General features: G+C 69.2%; 3 protein-coding genes. 2 read left to right on the top strand and 1 reads right to left on the bottom strand.

Annotated features, from left to right (window positions below; all coding sequences use genetic code 11):
- Window positions 1–487: Hpt domain-containing protein (locus ABNT58_RS22540; RefSeq protein WP_348755644.1), on the top strand; the 487-nt coding region annotated here is incomplete at its 5' end.
- 13 nt (window positions 488–500) lie between these two features.
- On the opposite strand, the gene ABNT58_RS22545 is transcribed toward ABNT58_RS22540, so the two are convergent.
- Complete coding sequence (locus tag ABNT58_RS22545) at window positions 501–1,295, bottom strand: transglutaminase family protein (protein WP_348755645.1); 795 nt, start codon at window positions 1,293–1,295, stop codon at window positions 501–503.
- 130 nt (window positions 1,296–1,425) lie between these two features.
- Between ABNT58_RS22545 and ABNT58_RS22550 the strand changes: the two genes are divergently transcribed.
- Window positions 1,426–1,644, top strand: a 219-nt coding sequence (locus tag ABNT58_RS22550; RefSeq protein WP_348755646.1) for a response regulator, incomplete at its 3' end; no start/stop codon positions are given.

Raw genomic sequence — 1,644 nt, forward strand, 5'->3', positions numbered from 1 at the left:
CGCGGGGCCGGTGATCGCGCTGACCGCCAACGTGATGGCCAGCGACGTGGCGCACTACCGCGCGCTCGGCTTCAACGACGTGCTGGCCAAGCCGCTGCAGCTCGACCGCTTTTATGCGGTGCTGGCGCGCTGGTTGCCCGCCCCGCCCGTGGCCGACGAAGATGCCGAGGCCGCCTTCGCGCAAGAGATGGCGCGCCTGTCCCAGCTGTTCCGCCAGGGGCTGCCGCGGCAGCTGGATGACATCGAAGACGCCATCACCCGGGCCGATGCCCAGGCGCTGGCCGGGCTCGTGCACACCTTGAAGGGCACGGCCGGCTCCTTCGGCTTCGAAACACTGACGGCGCCGTGCCTTCAGATGGAGCAGCTGATCAAGCAGGCCCAGGTCGGTCGCGCTTCGCTCGACGTGCAAGCGCTGCAGGCCCTGGCGGGCCGGCTGCGCAGCGAGGCCGAGGCCGGCCTCTTCACCGCCCAGGCGCAGGAAGCCTGAGCCGCGCGACCGCTCAGTCGCCCGCCTGCCGGTAGACCAGCGGCGCCATGCGCGTCATCTGCGCCGCACCGAAGATGGTGGCAAACGGCAGGTCGGCCGCGTCCTGGCCGGTACCGATGCGGATGACGTCCAGCGGATCGGCCATGGCCGTGGGGTCGAACATCACCCAGCGGCCTTCCAGCCAGGCCTCGAACAGCGCATGGAAGTCGGGCGGCGGCGTGTCCCACTCCACATGGCCCACCACGAAGCGCGCCGGGATGTTCAGCGCCCGGCACAGGCCGATGGCCACGTGCGCATAGTCGCGGCACACGCCGGTGCGGTTGGCCAGCACGTCACGGGTGGTGCCATAGGGCTTGGAGGTGCCCACCTCGTACTTGACGTTGTCGCGCACCCATTGGCAGATGCGCTCCACCCGCCGGAAGCCCAGGTCGGCGGTGCCGATCCAGCGCACCGCGTCGTGGAAGATCAGTTCCGATTCCACGTAACGGCTGCCGGTCAAAAACGGCATCACGTCCAGCGGCAGGTTGGCGGTGGGCGTTTCGCGCAGGTTCTCGGCGCCCGGCATGCGGCGCACCGTGGCCTGCGTCTGGTAGCGGATGCTGAAGGGCCCCGGCGGCACGTTCAGCCGCAGCGTGCGGTTGCCCAGCGGGTCGGTGTAACGGCCCATGGGCAGCGGCGGCACGGTGGCCAGCGATTCGTCGCCGATGGACTGCTCGGGGGTGAAGGCCGCTTCGATCTTGAAGATGAAGGTGCTGGGTTGCTGCACCTGGTAGTTCAGTTCGCAGTCGATCAGGAATTGGCGTGACATGGCGAGCGGCGTGCGATGGGGCATGGATGCAGAAGCAGAGGCAAGCATCGTGCCCCAAACCCCGGCTGGATGACAGAAATGTCATTCGCCCGTCAGCCGGGGGTGCCGGCCCGCTGGCTAGACTGGCCGCATGCGCGTTCTCATCGTCGAAGACGAGGCCAAGACGGCCGACTACCTGCGCCGCGGCCTCACCGAGCAGGGGCACGTGGTGGACGTGGCCGTGGACGGCATCGACGGCCGCCATGCGGCACTGGAAGGCCGCTACGACGTCATCGTGCTGGACGTGATGCTGCCCGGCATCGACGGCTTCGAGGTGCTGCGCGAGGTGCGCCGCACGCAGCAGGTGCCC

Origin of the sequence: uncultured Aquincola sp., assembly GCF_964001545.1 — a bacterium.
Lineage (GTDB): Bacteria > Pseudomonadota > Gammaproteobacteria > Burkholderiales > Burkholderiaceae_C > Aquincola.